The 13616-nt window shown below is 56.7% G+C and carries 13 protein-coding genes and 1 pseudogene; 4 read left to right on the top strand and 10 right to left on the bottom strand.

Annotation, left to right across the window (positions count from 1 at the left end; translation table 11 throughout):
* Positions 1-102 precede the first annotated feature (102 nt).
* Both hslV and ACR0CZ_RS17755 read left to right on the top strand, forming a co-directional pair.
* Positions 103-660 (top strand): ATP-dependent protease subunit HslV, encoded by a 558-nt coding sequence (gene hslV / locus ACR0CZ_RS17760; RefSeq protein ID WP_170397812.1) that lies wholly within the window; start codon positions 103-105, stop codon positions 658-660.
* A complete protein-coding gene (locus ACR0CZ_RS17755) occupies positions 657-1010 on the top strand; it encodes a hypothetical protein (RefSeq protein ID WP_170397809.1) in 354 nt (117 codons plus the stop codon). Before hslV ends, ACR0CZ_RS17755 begins: the two co-directional genes overlap by 4 nt.
* Positions 1011-1039: 29 nt before the next feature.
* On the opposite strand, the gene ACR0CZ_RS17750 is transcribed toward ACR0CZ_RS17755, so the two are convergent.
* Positions 1040-2281, bottom strand: a complete 1242-nt coding sequence (locus tag ACR0CZ_RS17750) for an MFS transporter (RefSeq protein ID WP_170397806.1) — start codon at positions 2279-2281, stop codon at positions 1040-1042.
* A gap of 105 nt (positions 2282-2386) precedes the next feature.
* Positions 2387-2788, bottom strand: coding sequence for a DM13 domain-containing protein (locus ACR0CZ_RS17745; RefSeq protein WP_170397803.1), 402 nt, complete (start codon positions 2786-2788; stop codon positions 2387-2389).
* Between the two features lie 198 nt (positions 2789-2986).
* On the opposite strand from ACR0CZ_RS17745, the gene hslU reads away from it, so the two are divergent.
* Both hslU and ACR0CZ_RS17735 read left to right on the top strand, forming a co-directional pair.
* Positions 2987-4294 carry an ATP-dependent protease ATPase subunit HslU gene (hslU, locus tag ACR0CZ_RS17740; protein WP_170397800.1) on the top strand — a complete coding sequence of 436 codons (1308 nt, stop codon included), beginning with the start codon at positions 2987-2989 and terminating at the stop codon, positions 4292-4294.
* Positions 4295-4391: 97 nt separating this feature from the next.
* Positions 4392-5489 carry an alpha/beta hydrolase gene (locus ACR0CZ_RS17735; RefSeq protein WP_170397799.1) on the top strand — a complete coding sequence of 366 codons (1098 nt, stop codon included), beginning with the start codon at positions 4392-4394 and terminating at the stop codon, positions 5487-5489.
* Here ACR0CZ_RS17735 and ACR0CZ_RS17730 read toward each other — a convergent pair whose 3' ends face one another.
* The 8 genes and pseudogenes from ACR0CZ_RS17730 to ACR0CZ_RS17695 all read right to left on the bottom strand — a co-directional run.
* Positions 5490-6311, bottom strand: coding sequence for an ATP-binding cassette domain-containing protein (locus ACR0CZ_RS17730; protein WP_170397796.1), 822 nt, complete (start codon positions 6309-6311; stop codon positions 5490-5492).
* Positions 6308-7306, bottom strand: a complete 999-nt coding sequence (locus ACR0CZ_RS17725) for an ABC transporter ATP-binding protein (RefSeq protein ID WP_170397793.1) — start codon at positions 7304-7306, stop codon at positions 6308-6310. The genes ACR0CZ_RS17730 and ACR0CZ_RS17725 overlap by 4 nt, the downstream gene beginning before the upstream one ends.
* A complete protein-coding gene (locus ACR0CZ_RS17720; RefSeq protein WP_170397790.1) occupies positions 7303-8433 on the bottom strand; it encodes an ABC transporter permease in 1131 nt (376 codons plus the stop codon). The genes ACR0CZ_RS17725 and ACR0CZ_RS17720 overlap by 4 nt, the downstream gene beginning before the upstream one ends.
* A gap of 4 nt (positions 8434-8437) precedes the next feature.
* Positions 8438-9442, bottom strand: coding sequence for an ABC transporter permease (locus tag ACR0CZ_RS17715; protein WP_170397787.1), 1005 nt, complete (start codon positions 9440-9442; stop codon positions 8438-8440).
* 61 nt (positions 9443-9503) lie between these two features.
* Complete coding sequence (locus ACR0CZ_RS17710; protein ID WP_170397784.1) at positions 9504-11543, bottom strand: ABC transporter substrate-binding protein; 2040 nt, start codon at positions 11541-11543, stop codon at positions 9504-9506.
* Positions 11544-11563: 20 nt separating this feature from the next.
* The gene (locus tag ACR0CZ_RS17705; protein WP_170397781.1) at positions 11564-12457 is read right to left on the bottom strand and encodes a DeoR/GlpR family DNA-binding transcription regulator; all 894 of its coding nucleotides are present in this window, start codon (positions 12455-12457) and stop codon (positions 11564-11566) included.
* 178 nt (positions 12458-12635) lie between these two features.
* Positions 12636-13475 carry an EamA family transporter gene (locus tag ACR0CZ_RS17700; RefSeq protein WP_170397778.1) on the bottom strand — a complete coding sequence of 280 codons (840 nt, stop codon included), beginning with the start codon at positions 13473-13475 and terminating at the stop codon, positions 12636-12638.
* A 2-nt stretch (positions 13476-13477) separates the two neighbouring features.
* Positions 13478-13616, bottom strand: a pseudogene (locus tag ACR0CZ_RS17695) (iron-containing alcohol dehydrogenase); the annotation flags it as partial.

The raw sequence follows: 13616 nt of genomic DNA, 5'->3' as shown, positions 1-13616 counted from the left end.
CCCCGGTTTGCGTTTACTGCATATCTTTTGGGCATTTTTAGAACCGGTTGCGCAGAACCCGTGCCCGGCCCATATATGGCAGCACGGATAACGGAGGCATTCATGGCAGACAGCGATTTTCCCGGATGGCACGGCACCACTATTATTGGCGTCAAGAAGGGCGGGCAGGTTGTCATCGCCGGGGACGGGCAGGTCAGCCTGGGCCAAACCGTGATCAAGGGCACTGCGCGAAAGGTGCGTCGCCTGACACCGGGCGGGTTCGAAGTGGTCGCCGGATTCGCCGGATCTACGGCGGATGCGTTCACGCTGCTGGAACGTCTGGAAGCCAAGCTTGAGGCGACGCCCGGCCAACTGGCGCGTGCTTCAGTCGAGCTGGCCAAGGACTGGCGCACCGACAAGTATCTGCAGAAGCTCGAGGCGATGCTGATTGTGACCGACGGCAAGGATCTGCTCGTGATCACTGGGGCAGGGGACGTGCTTGAGCCGGAACACAACGTCGCTGCAATCGGGTCGGGCGGCAACTTTGCCCTGGCGGCGGCCCGTGCGATGATGGATAGCGACAAACCAGCCGAGGATGTAGCGCGTGAAGCTATGGCAATTGCTGCGGATATCTGCGTGTATACCAACGGCAATCTGACGGTTGAGACGATCGGGTCATGAGTGCGGTTCTGGCAGCGATATTTGGTGGGCTGATTGGCGGCATTGTTGGGCCGATTGTGCTTGAGGAATATCGAAGCCGGAAGCACGCCAAGACATGGAAAGAGCCTCGCAAGAAGCTGCTTGAGTCCATGTTGAGGGATACCAAATACAAGTTCAAAACTCTGGAACGGCTCAGCAGAACAATTGGCTGTACCGAAGATCAGACACGCTCGCTATTGATCGAGCTGGAAGCCAGAGGCGCTGTTTCAAAGAAGACCAAAAAGGAAATTTGGGCACTGATAGAGCGCGCGCCATTACAGGAAAGCCAGCGCAAACTTGACGAAGAAGAAATTGAGGAAGAGCAGGAGTAGGTGACCCCCTCCGCTCTATCGGCTGCTCTTTACGCCAATAGCGCTTTGATCTCTTTACCCTTCCACCTCAGATGCATCCCGATCAGGCCCATCAGGGCAGTGACGATGACAATGTAGTAGGGGACGCGGATGTCGATGCTCATCAATCCGCCTCCGATCAGGGACATGATACCGCCTGCTAGGCAGAACACGGCTGTGGTCACGCCCATGACCCAGCCCTGATCCGTTTCGGCAACGCTGGATGAGAACAGGCCTAGCAGCGTCGGGTAAGAAACGCCGAAGAAGAAGTAGAAGAAAAAGACCGGAATATAGCTCAGCACCCCGCTGGGGCTGAATGCGAAGGCAAAGCCACAGATCACCATGGTGACCAATGAGGTGTAGATGATCTGGTGCTTGCTGAACCTCTCTTGCGCTGGTTTCACAAGGAAGGTGCTGGAAAAGGCCAGCGCAACGCCAATGACCACCATCGCCATGCTGCCCCCAATTACGCCATAACCCCACGCGCTGGTCAGGAAGTTGTCGACGAATACATAGAAAGTAACGTTGGCGACCATGAACAGGGCGTAAACTGGCATGATCTTCAGAACCAGCGGGTGCTCGCGCACAGCAATAAGACTGTCGGTGATGTCGCGTGGGCGGAAAACAAAAGGTTCACGCTCGGTTCTGGTATCCTTGAAGAACGCGGTCACAAGAAAGATTGCAATCAGGACCAGTACAAACGCCCCGTAGAAAGGTGTTTTCAATGTCGCCGCGCTGCCCAATAAGGCTGCATCGGACAGAACCGCGCCTATGATCGGTCCTCCGACCAAGCCAAAGCTGACACCGGTCACAATATAACCCATGTTGCGGTCGCGGTCGGCAGCGTCGGTGCTGCCATCGATCATTGCCGCTTGTGCGATGGGCTGATTTCCAGCCGTAAACCCGGTGATTGAACGACCAATGATCAGCAGAAGCAGGCTGTTGAGATAAAGCGCTGCGATGGTCAGGGCGTAGCCGACCAGCGCCCCGGTCAAACAGACCAGAAGAGCATTCTTGCGCCCGATGGAGTCTGAAACTTTCGAGACATAGACCACCCCCAGAAACCAAGACAGGAAGAAGCAGCCGATCACCAGACCATAATAAAAGTGCCTTGTGCCCATGGCTGTGCTTTCCGGCAAGAAGCCGGACTTCGTTTCCATGATCAGGGAGTTGATGATGGGAAACACCAGCCCTTGTCCGATCAGGTCAACAAAGACCACAAACAGCAGGGTGATCTTGGCAATCTTGGTCATGAAAACGCCCCCAGTTCCAATATCTTGAGGCGAGTGTAACAGACAGTTGCCCTGTCACCTAACGGCGTGTCAGAGGCCGGAAAGCCCGACCCCTGAAGGGTGTGATTACTTCAACGAAGCAACTCCCAGCGGGACGCCAGCAACCTCGCACCAAATGTAAACTTCGTTGTAGCCCGAGACATCCATGGTTGGCGGCACGGCATAGGATTGCTTGCCGGTCAGGTGCAGCAGCGCGCCCAGTTTGCTGTCTGGGGCGTATGTGCCGTCCTTACCAAATGCGACACGCGGGTCGGGGCCGTTGTCCAGCGAAAAGTCATCGCCCAGTTCAACGATGTAACGCTCGCCATCTTTGACCAGTTTTACCGAACCGGTAGTGACGTGGTTCGAGCGGCCTTCAAATGTGCCTTTCTTTTTTGCGCCACCGGCCAGGGCAGCGGTGGTGCCGACCAGAGACAGGGCCGCGCCGGTAGCTGCAGCTTTCACAAAAAGCGAACGACGAGTCATCATGATGAGGTATCTCCCTAATGTCATACGGACGCAGAGTCCGTCGCGAAAGGTTATGCCGCAGACGCTGTGCATCTGGCGATTCACATCACCACGAAATTCCGTGTGCTGCCCGTGAGTTACCGTGATCTTCTCGTGATCGGCTTGTGTTTTCGCGCCGTATGATTAGGTTCCGCTGCGAAACATACGGATAGAACACATATGACCGACCTGACCCCGCGCGAGATTGTCTCGGAACTGGACCGCTTTATTATCGGGCAGAAAGACGCGAAACGCGCCGTCGCCGTGGCGCTACGCAACCGCTGGCGGCGCAAGCAGTTGCCAGATGACATCCGCGATGAGGTCTATCCGAAAAACATTCTGATGATCGGACCCACCGGCGTTGGCAAGACCGAGATCAGCCGCCGTCTGGCCAAACTGGCCCGCGCACCCTTCATCAAAGTTGAAGCCACCAAATTCACCGAGGTCGGCTATGTCGGTCGGGACGTTGAACAGATCGTGCGTGATCTGGCTGACGCCGCAATCCTGCAAACCCGCGAGTATATGCGCGAGGATGTCAAAGCCCGCGCCCATCAGGCCGCCGAGGATCGCGTGATCGAGGCGATTGCAGGAACCGACGCCCGCGAAGCGACGCGCGAGATGTTCCGCAAGAAGCTGAAGGCTGGTGAGCTGGACGATACCGAAATCGAGTTGGAACTGTCCGATACCACGAACCCGATGCCGATGTTCGATATTCCGGGCCAGCCGGGTGGTCAGATGGGGATGATGAATCTGGGTGATATCTTCGGCAAGGCCTTCGGTGGACGGACCGTCAAGAAACGCATGACTGTGGCTGAAAGCTATGAGGCGTTAATTGGCGAAGAGGCCGACAAGTTGCTGGATGACGAAACTGTCAACCGTGTGGCTTTGGAATCGGTCGAACAGAACGGCATCGTGTTTCTGGATGAGATCGACAAAGTCTGCGCCCGATCCGATGCGCGCGGAGGCGATGTCAGCCGGGAAGGGGTTCAGCGCGACCTGCTGCCTCTGATCGAGGGCACCACTGTCAGCACCAAACATGGCCCTGTGAAAACCGACCATATCCTTTTCATCGCATCCGGTGCGTTTCACATCGCCAAGCCCTCGGACCTGCTGCCAGAACTTCAGGGCCGTTTGCCGATACGCGTGGAGCTGCGCGCCCTGACAGAAGTGGATTTCGTACGTATCCTGACCGAGACCGACAACGCTCTGACCCTGCAGTATACTGCCCTGATGGGCACTGAAGAGGTCACGGTCAGTTTCACCGAAGACGGGATCGCAGCCTTGGCCCGGATTGCGGCGGATGTGAACCAAAGCATCGAGAATATCGGTGCGCGGCGGCTTTACACGGTGATGGAGCGCGTGTTCGAAGAGCTTTCGTTCACCGCACCGGATCAGGCGGGGGCTGAGATCACCGTCGATGCAGGTTTCGTGAATGACAATCTTGGCGAGCTGACAAAATCCACAGACCTCAGCCGTTACGTTTTGTAACAGGTGCCAGCCGGATTTTGCCAATGAGTCGTGCCCTCAGGCTGGACGCGGGGCGGGAATACGGTAGCGTAGCCCTGTAACTTCACAGGGGCAGAGCGTGCTGCGCTATTTCATCATCATTGTGACGCTGTCTGTGCTGACCGCCTGTGCGGATCGGTCTATCACAGAGATCACACCCGAAGCCCTTAAGGTCGGCACCCCCGCCACGGTCTTTGCCGCCACTACCCGGGCGCGCGAGCCGGATGGCAGCTACGGAGCTAACCGTGCCGAGGCATTGCGTTACCTTGAGATGACCGTCTCGATTCCGCCGTCGCACACGCCGGGTGAACTCAAGTTCTCATACGCGAACCCGAATCCGAACAAACAGTTTGTCGTGGCCGATGTTACCGAGTTCTCTGGTCCGCAGGATCTGAAGTCCCGTCTGCGTGGCGTGGATGACGTGGTCATCTTTGTTCACGGGTATAACGCCACGCAGACCGAGACCGCATTTCGGGCCGCTCAGCTGAGCCATGATATCGGTATCCCCGGAACTATTCTGATTTATTCCTGGCCCAGTAAGGCACGCGGCACCGGTTACGCCTATGATCTGGACAGTATGCTGTTTGCCCGAGACGGGCTGGAACAGACCATTAGATTGCTCAAATCAATGGGCGTAAAGCGGGTCGTCCTGATAGCGCATTCGATGGGCAGCGCACTATCGATGGAGATGATGCGGCAAGCCGAACTCCGCGAGCCGGGGTGGGCAAGCCGCAATCTTGAGGGGGTCATCCTGATCTCACCTGATCTGGATGTGGATCTGTTCCGATCCCAGATGAACAGCATCAAGAGCCCGCCCGATCCGTTTGTGGTGATGGTGTCCCAGAAGGACAAGATTCTGAACCTGTCGGCTCGGCTGCGTGGCACCGCGGACAGTCAGAGGTTGGGTAATATCAGTTCGGTCGACGCGTTGGCCGAATATCCGATCAGCGTGATCGACACGACTGCATTCAACAGCGATGCGGGATCATCTCATTTCGTGGCGGCGACGTCTCCGGCGCTGCTGGCCATTCTCAGTTCAGTCCGCCGAGTCAGCAACACCTTTGGCCCCGACCGGCCTGGCATCGATGTCCTTGTCCCACCCAGCGAGCGCAGCGCAGATGGCGCGACCGAGATTGTGCTGACCGAGACCGGACAGGCGCAGGTTAGCGCGCCCTGATCAGGCACGCATTCGATGATCGGGGTCCAGCGATGGGATCGCATCCAGCAACCGCTTGGTATAGTCTTGCTTGGGTGCGGCAAACAGTTCGCGCGTCGGGGCGCTTTCGACGATCTTGCCGTGATACATCACGACCACAAAATCGCAGGTATGGGCCACAACCGACAGATCGTGGCTGATGAACATGAAGGTCAGGCCCATATCTCGCTGAAGGGATTTCAGCAGGTTCAGGATATCCGCCTGAATCGACACGTCCAGCGCCGCCACGCATTCATCGGCAACTACAAAACGCGGGTTGCAGGCCAGAGCCCGCGCGATAGAAATCCGCTGACGCTGACCGCCCGAAAACGCGTGCGGATAGCGTCGCAGATGTTCAAGGTTCAACCGGCATTTGCCCGCAATCTCGCGAACCCGCGCATCGGTTTCCTCACGCGATGCGGTCAGGCCCATCACATCCAGCGGTTCGGCTATGATATCACGCACGGTCATCCGAGGACTAAGCGCCGCGTAAGGGTCCTGAAAAATCAACTGAGCCCGACGGCGATAGGACTTGAGATCGGTTGCCGACATTTTGGTCAGATCGAACTGCTCTTCACCATCATCATAGCTTGCGCCACCGCTGGTGATTGGAACCGCATTCAGCAATGCGCGGCCGAGTGTTGTCTTGCCCGAGCCGGACTCGCCGACCACCCCAACAAAAGCCCCTCGCGGGATTTCGATCGAGACGTTGTCGACCGCCTTCAGCGTGCGCTTGTTAAACAACCCGCCACCAAGGGGAAATTCGACTGACAGGTTTTCGGTTTTGATCAATGCGTTTGTCATGGCTGGCCTGGCACGTCTTCGGGGAAAATGGCTGCGAAATGGCCGGGGCTGACCTCGGTCAAGGGTGGGCGTTCCGTTTCATATCGCGATCCGGGTTTGAGTTCCGGGTTGCGTGGATGGAACACGCAGCCTGATGGCCGCTCCAGAGGTGAGGGGATATCGCCGGGGATCGGGGTTAGCGGTGCGTCCAGATCATCGAGTTTGGGTAACGCGTTCAGCAGGCCACGCGTATAGGCATGTGCCGGATGGCGGATCACTTCACGCACAGGTCCGCTTTCCATGATCCGACCCAGATACATCACCGCAACCCGGTCGGCGGTTTGGGCGACGACGCTTAGGTCATGGGTGATGAAGACGATGCCCATGCCGAACTCGGCCACCAGATCCTTCATCAGATCCAAAACCTGAGCCTGAATGGTCACGTCCAGCGCCGTTGTCGGCTCATCCGCGATCAGCAGTTTGGGCTTGGTCGAAAGCGCCATGGCGATCATCGCCCGCTGACGCATCCCGCCCGACAATTCGAAAGCGTATTGGTTGAACCGGGCCGCTGGTTCAAGGATACCCACCCGGTCCAGCATTTCGATCGATAGTTCTTTGGCCTGCTTTTTGCTGAGATCCGTGTGGATCAGCAACTGTTCAACCATCTGCTTGCCGATGGTGATCGCGGGGGCAAAGCTGGCCATCGGCTCTTGAAAGATCATACTGATCGCCCCGCCGCGCACAATCTCCATGTCCTTGGGCCGCTTCAGCGCCATGATATCAACCGGGCCGCTGTCGAGATGCAGATCGATCCGGCTTTCCGGCGCATAGATCGCGTTGGGTGGATTTAGTTTCATCAGTGACTTTGCCGTCACTGATTTTCCCGATCCACTTTCGCCGACCAGCCCGAGCACCTCGCCTGGGACGAGTGAAAACGAAACATCCTCAACCGCCGTGATCAACCCTTCATCGGTTTTGAACTGAACGGACAGGTTTTCGACATCGATCAGGCTCATTTGCGGGTCTCCGAATAAGGATCAGCCGCATCGCGCAGGCCATCGCCGACGAACACGAAAGACATCACGAGAACGACAAAGAAGATGACCGGGATGAAATACCATTGGTAATTCAGCAGAACATCCGCCTTGGTGACATTCTGCAACATCACGCCAAGTGAGTTGACCGGATCTTTCAGCCCCAGCCCGATAAAGCTGAGCGCGGTTTCGCTGAGGACCATATAGGGGAACGAGATCACCAGATCGACGATGATGTAACTGGTGAAGCTGGGCAGCAGATGACGCCGGATGATGTGGCCCGGCGATGCACCGCAAAGCTTTGCCGCAAGCACATATTCCTGATTGCGTTCGGTCAACAGATGGGTGCGAACTCGCCGTGCTAAAGTAGGCCAGCCGACCAATCCCAATATGGCTGTGATGACAAAGAATCTTGTTTCGGCCGACCATTCCGGCGGGATAAAGGCCGCAATCGCCATGAACAGAGGTATGGCCGGAACCGTACGGATCGCATCGGTGATCATTTGGATCACACTGTCGACCATTCCACCGTAATATCCAGCCACCCCTCCGATCGCGAGCGCCAGCACGAACGAAATCATCACCCCAAGCGTTCCGACCTGTAGCGACGTCCAAACCGCATGCAGTGTACGGCTGAAGATATCCTTGCCGGCACTGTCGGTTCCGAACAGGTGAACATAGCCCTGATCGACACCAAACAGATGGATGTTACCGGGAATGACTCCAAACAACTTATATTTGTCGCCCCGAACGAAGAACTGGATATATCGGCGTTCATCCTCGTTCACTTTCTCGACCCAGCGGAAATTGGTCGCCAACGAGCGTTCGCGGGTTACCCCGTGCAGGAACGGGCGGATCGAGCAGCCATTCTTGTCGCAGAATTTTGGAATCTGCGGGGCTCCGTTCAGATAGTCTTTGTCACGCCCTGCGGCGGTCGGATCGTAGGGCGACAGGAACGGAGCAAAGATGCCCGACAGGATCAGGACGACCAGAACTGTGGCCGCAATCATCGCCGCGCGCTGTTTTTTGAATCGGGCCCAGATCAACTGACGCTGCGAGGCGGTGAAATAGGCTTCTTTTGCCTTTTGGTTGTCGATTGTCGCAGTCATCTGGTCACCTGAGGATACTTTTGCGCACGCGCGGATCGATCACCGCAAGCAGAATGTCGGTGAAGAAATTCAACGTTACGATTGATGCCGTCAGCAGAAAGATGATGGCCCCCGCAAGTTGCTGATCATTGGACCGCGCCAACGCTTCAAGCAAAAGCGCCCCGGCTTCGGTCAATGTCAGGATCAGCGCCACAATGGGCAGTTCGTTGAAGATCCGGTTCAGGTCAAAGCCAAGGCTGTTGACGATCGGCCCCAGCGCATGACGGGCCGGATAGCGCCATAACAGGCGGCGGCCATAAATGCCCCGCGCGGCAGCAGCGGTGACATACAGCTTCCCGATCTCATCCGACATCAACGCGCGCACGGTCTGCAGCGCAAAGGCTGTGGCCGACCAGCCCAGAATGAAGATCGGCAGCCAGGCGTGTTTCAGCAAATCGAGGAACTTGCCCCAAGACCAAGGCGCTTCTTTGTACTCGGGCGAGAACAGCCCGGTCAGTGTCTCGCCGAAATAAACGGTTGAAACCAGCATCACCATCAGGGCCAGCAGGAAGTTCGGCATCGCCAGACCCAGATAGCTGACGATCCGCAGCGAGTTGTTCAGTACCGCACTGCGCGAGGCGGCAGAAATGATGCCCACAGGGATTGCGATGGCATAAGCCAGCGTCAAAGCGCCAAGGCAGATCCACAGCGACAGCCAGAACTTGTCGCCCAGCAGCTGTGCAATATTCACCCGCAGGATGCAGCTTTCGCCGAAATCGCCACGAAATGCCCCTGACAACCAAGTGGCCCATCGGGTTAGGAACGGTTGATCCAACCCCAGTCGGGCGCGTTCTGCAGCAACGTCAGCAACGGTGATCGCGGACCCTTGGGTGTTTTTATACGCCAAATAGCGCTCGGCACAGTCACCGGGCACCAGTTCCATCAGTGAAAAAACAATCAGCGATACGATGACCAAAGTGACCAACGCCATAACCGCCCGGGTGGCGGCAAATCTGCAGAATTGCAACATATCTGTCCCCGCGGGATGCGTGAAGGCGGGCGCGGGCGCCCACCTTCTTATCTTCTCAACCTTATTCGCTCAGCCACCACTGTGCGGGGCGGTAAGGATAGGTCCGATAGAACTCGTAAGACTGCGTTTTGAACTCGGTAAAGTTCTGCAGGTTGTTCGAGTGATAGATCGGGGCAGGAGCATTCACGGTACCCAGGAACAGCAGCTCGCCGGTCATGATCTCGACCATCTTCTGCGCGGCGGATACTGACGCATCAGAGCCGGGTGCACTGGACTGATAGGTGTCCAATGCAGCCTTCAGATCCGCGACCCAAGCCGGCGGTTCAACACCGTTTTCACCGTTTGAGCTGATGTATTCAGCCCAGAGCATACCTGTACGTACGTCGAAATAGCCATCAAACGGAGGCACCCAGATCTCGCTGTCCCCGAGGATCGACCCGGCTGGCTGGCTCTTCAGCCATAGGCCCATATCCAGCGAGTTGGCCGTTTGTGCGGCGCGGAATTCGTCGGATGTCACCTCTTTGATCGCGGTGTTGACGCCAACGTCTTTCCAGTTCTGAGCAATCAGTTCCACCAATTGCGCCGAAGCTGGCTGGGTCGAGAACTGCCAATCCAGAACAAACGGATCACCATTCGGCAAGTCGCGGAAGCCATCACCGTCCTTGTCGACAAGACCTACTTCGTCCAGCAGCGCATTGGCGCGCTCTGCGTCGAATTCGATCTCATGGTTCGACCATTTTTCGTCGATGAAATCGGGACGTGGCGAGAAGCCGATGTACTGTGTCGGTGTTCCCAGACCAAAAGCCACAACCTCGTTTAGCTGGTTGCGATCCATCGCAACAGACATCGCAGTTCTGAACCGGATATCGTTAAAGATCGCGCGCTTGGCCTCGTCTTCTGCGGTCACGTTGAAGGTCAGAACCGGATAGCCGATCGAAGGCTTCACCTCGACCGTGTAGTTACCGTTCTCCTGACCTTCGAGCAGCACCGGAGCAGATGTCAGGTTAACACCTTGCGATTTGTAATCGACCTCGCCATTCAGCAACTTAAGGGTGCGAACTTCTTCGTCCGGAACGTAAGTTTCATCCATTTCCGAAATGTAGGGAAGCTGGTTACCCTGCGTATCGACCTGGAAGAAATAGGGGTTGGCCACGTAGTGACGACCCTCGGTGCTCTCCTTCACAAGGATATGGCTCTCCAGCGTCGGCATGGTGTCGGTGGGAAGACCCGCCAGTTTGTCACCGGCTGTCAGCATCGGAGATGGCGTATCCATCCAGTCCGAGTTGCCATAATAGGCCTTGATCAGCTCGTACCCGTTTTCATAACCAAGCGCCTGCGCGTTGGCGTCGGCGTTGTCATCCAGCGCCGGGTGGAACTTTTCAAAGAAATGCTTGGGCTGGTAGGGCTGCACATAGGTGAACGAGAATGTCTCGGTCAGGCCAGGCTTGGGCGCGGCAAGGGTAAAGCGGACGGTGGTGTCGTCCAGCGCTTCGACCTTCATCGGCTCACCGCCCGCCAGCGCATAATCCTTCGCTTCAGCGATGACATTGGTGTCCATCATCAGGTTATCGTACCAGAAGACGATATCCGCCGCCGTAAATGGCGCGCCATCCGACCACTTGTGGCCTTCACGCAGATTCACGGTCAGCACGGTGAAGTCATCGTTCCATTCCCAGGATTTCGCCACGTTGGGCACCAGGGTCTGCAGGTCGTCGGAATAGCGGAACAGGTTGACGTGACGCACCGAAAGGAAGTCCGAGGTGCCGCTTTCTGTGGCGTTGGAGAGCGCGTCCAGAACACCGCCATACTGACCTATCGAGTCATAGGGTACGATGACCAACGGGTCAGCCGGCAGACGATCTGCAACGGCCGCAAGATCGCCATTGCCACGGATCATGCCGTTCAGATCCCCAATAGCCGGGTTTTCTGCAAAGCTGAGCGTACAGTTTGCAGCTGATTGAAACTCGGACAGATCAAACTGCTGAGGATAAGCACCGGCTGCGACGCCCTGCATATCCGCGACGGTTGCAGCAGGACAATTGGCCCAGGCCGCGCCCCCGATTGTGGCAAAGGCCACACCAGACATAAGAAGCTTTTTCATGTTTTCTCCCTAGGTTTTGTTTATTTCGTTTTGCGTTTCCGAGAGCCCGATTTTCCCGCTTTGCTTTCGGAGGTTTCTTTGTTCTTTTTTTGCTTCCGGGGCTCTGTTTCATCTGGCCCGGATTTGACATCGTATTGCGATGCAATGTGCACTTGGACCCCAGCTTGCTTGAGAACGGGTGCAAACGCATCGGGTGGGGCGATATCGGTCACCAGATCCGTCACCTTGTCGAACGGGCAAGACACGTTGGCTGCCTTTGCACCGAATTTGGTGTGGTCCGCTGCAACGATCATGCGATGCGTGTTCCCTTGCAGCGCACGGGTCAGATCCGCCTCCAGCGGGTTCGAGGCCAATACACCTCCAACCAGCGACAGTGCATCCGCGCCGCAGATCACCGCGTCATAGCTGTACTGACACGCCAGTTCTTCAGCCGCACGTCCAAAACTGCCTCGCTCGGAGCGGATTACTTCGCCCCCTGCCAGAACGGCGCGCGTGCCATTGTGATCGGCCAGGGATGCGACAACTGACAAAGAGTTGCTAACGACGGTCAAACCCCGCAGCTCACGTAGTTGCTCGGCGACATGAGTCATGGTCGAGCCAACGGTGATGAACAACACCATCTCGTCCTCAAGCAACCCGCAGACCCGCTTGGCGATATTGGTTTTCTCGTCGGCATTATACTCCAGAGCGCCCGAAAACATCGGTGTATCCTGCGCCCGAGACAGAAATGTGCCGCCGTGCACACGCTCAACCTTGTTCGCGCGCGCCAGTGCCTTGACCAAACGACGCACAGTTTCCTCAGAGACGTCCATGATCTGGGCGATCTGAGTGTTGCGCGCTGACCCCCCCAGCCGCGCAAGGACATCCAGCAGCTCTCGGCCACGATGTGGGATGGTTACGCTATCATCATCCATTTTCAGACTCGGTCACATTTTCGCGCAAAAATCCACAATAAATGTAAATCTTTTGCGACAATTTTGGTTTTTTTGCCTTTTCCGGTCAACATGGCACAACAAACCTGCAATTTCATGCGGCGCGACAGGTGGATTTCAGATCTCTCGCAAGAATCATTCAACTCATCCCAGCATGTGTTCATGACGACAATGCGATCAGCGTCACGCCAGCAGCCATCATCACGGCCGCCAGAAGGCGTCGCATGGGATTGCCTTCACCCAGGAACAGAAATCCGATTAGGGCCGCGAAGATCACTGAAGTTTCGCGTAAGGCTGACACGACGCCAAGCGGAGCGAAATTCTTGGCATAAAGCACTAGGCCGTAAGCCGTCATCGACACCATTCCGCCTGCAATCCCGATCACCCAGATGCGCAGAGGCAAATCAAGCACACGCGCGCCTCGCCGTAGCGCGACAAAGCCTACAACAAAGATATGCAGAACCGAATGCCAGGCCCAATAACTCAGGATGTTGCCTGACACCCGCACGCCCAGGCCATCCACAAGCGAGTAGATGGAAATAAAGCAGCCCGTTCCCAATGCGAAAACAAGCGATGCCCTACCGACCCCTTGCCTCAAAACCGACCAGCTGGACAGTTGAATGCCGGTGGCAATCACCGCGATCCCAATCCATGCCTGCGTCGGCAGATGTTCGCCCGCAAATATCACGGCCCAAAGAGCGACCAGCGCAGGAACCACACCGCGCGCGATCGGGTACACCACACTGAGATCACCATGCCGGTAGGCCTGATTCAGCATGTAGAAATATCCGAAATGAACAACGGTCGAACCTGCCAGATATGGCAGGCTCTCGACATTCGGCAGCGGCAGAACCGCCACCATCAGCGCCCCCGGGATAACATGCCCCAGTGCAACCAGACCCAGCGTGACCGTTCGGTCAGCGGCCGTTTTTACAACCGTGTTCCAGATCGCATGCAGCAACGCGGCCGCAAGGATTATGAGAACGATTTCAGCGCTCACTGTCAGATCGCCACTTTAAACAGCTCAGTGATGTTTTGTTGGTTGAGTTGGATCGGATTCCCTCCGCATGAGGGGTCGATGATTGCGCCCTGGACCAGTTCGGGGATGGCGGCTTTGGTGACGCCCAGGTCAGAGAGTTTG

Source organism: Ruegeria sp. H9 (genome assembly GCF_056532915.1).
This window is presented reverse-complemented; position numbering and strand designations above follow the sequence as displayed.

Excerpts from the sequence above, each read along its gene's own strand:
- hslV (WP_170397812.1), top strand. The coding sequence starts at position 103 with ATGGCAGACAGCGATTTTCCCGGATGGCACGGCACCACTATTATTGGC.
- ACR0CZ_RS17755 (WP_170397809.1), top strand. The coding sequence starts at position 657 with ATGAGTGCGGTTCTGGCAGCGATATTTGGTGGGCTGATTGGCGGCATT.
- ACR0CZ_RS17750 (WP_170397806.1), bottom strand. The coding sequence starts at position 2,281 with ATGACCAAGATTGCCAAGATCACCCTGCTGTTTGTGGTCTTTGTTGAC.
- ACR0CZ_RS17745 (WP_170397803.1), bottom strand. The coding sequence starts at position 2,788 with ATGATGACTCGTCGTTCGCTTTTTGTGAAAGCTGCAGCTACCGGCGCG.
- hslU (WP_170397800.1), top strand. The coding sequence starts at position 2,987 with ATGACCGACCTGACCCCGCGCGAGATTGTCTCGGAACTGGACCGCTTT.
- ACR0CZ_RS17730 (WP_170397796.1), bottom strand. The coding sequence starts at position 6,311 with ATGACAAACGCATTGATCAAAACCGAAAACCTGTCAGTCGAATTTCCC.
- ACR0CZ_RS17725 (WP_170397793.1), bottom strand. The coding sequence starts at position 7,306 with ATGAGCCTGATCGATGTCGAAAACCTGTCCGTTCAGTTCAAAACCGAT.
- ACR0CZ_RS17720 (WP_170397790.1), bottom strand. The coding sequence starts at position 8,433 with ATGACTGCGACAATCGACAACCAAAAGGCAAAAGAAGCCTATTTCACC.
- ACR0CZ_RS17715 (WP_170397787.1), bottom strand. The coding sequence starts at position 9,442 with ATGTTGCAATTCTGCAGATTTGCCGCCACCCGGGCGGTTATGGCGTTG.
- ACR0CZ_RS17710 (WP_170397784.1), bottom strand. The coding sequence starts at position 11,543 with ATGAAAAAGCTTCTTATGTCTGGTGTGGCCTTTGCCACAATCGGGGGC.
- ACR0CZ_RS17705 (WP_170397781.1), bottom strand. The coding sequence starts at position 12,457 with ATGGATGATGATAGCGTAACCATCCCACATCGTGGCCGAGAGCTGCTG.